The 298-nt window shown below is 30.2% G+C and carries 1 protein-coding gene; it reads right to left on the bottom strand.

Annotated elements, in window-relative coordinates; all coding sequences use genetic code 11:
* Positions 1–273, bottom strand: a 273-nt coding sequence (locus AAEZ03_RS26720) for a hypothetical protein (protein ID WP_350582804.1), incomplete at its 3' end; no start/stop codon positions are given.
* Positions 274–298: the final 25 nt, after the last annotated feature.

The raw sequence follows: 298 nt of genomic DNA, 5'->3' as shown, positions 1-298 counted from the left end.
TAACACTTTGTTTGCTTCAACTCTTTCGTTAAAGTCTTCTCTCCAAATGAAGAAATCAGAAAAGCTACCATTACCAGAGTTCATAAGACTGTAGGTGTCTCCAACGCTTTTAATGGTTGCTTTAGCGTCTTCGTTATATTCTAACGAAGACTGTATTCTATTTATAATTACATTAATTCCTCTTATATAGTTGTGTTCACCCTCCTGAAGTAAAATTTCTCTTAATTTTAAAAAATAGTAATTTAGCTCAGTTAGTTTATCTATATTATTCATTTTATTTGCCTATCGATTTTTCTGA

Source organism: Pseudomonas sp. HY2-MNA-CIBAN-0224, assembly GCF_040310285.1.
In the GTDB taxonomy this organism is placed as follows: Bacteria; Pseudomonadota; Gammaproteobacteria; order Pseudomonadales; family Pseudomonadaceae; genus Aquipseudomonas; species Aquipseudomonas helleri.
The sequence above is the reverse complement of the archived record's forward strand: the minus strand, read 5'-3'. Positions and strand labels throughout refer to the sequence as shown.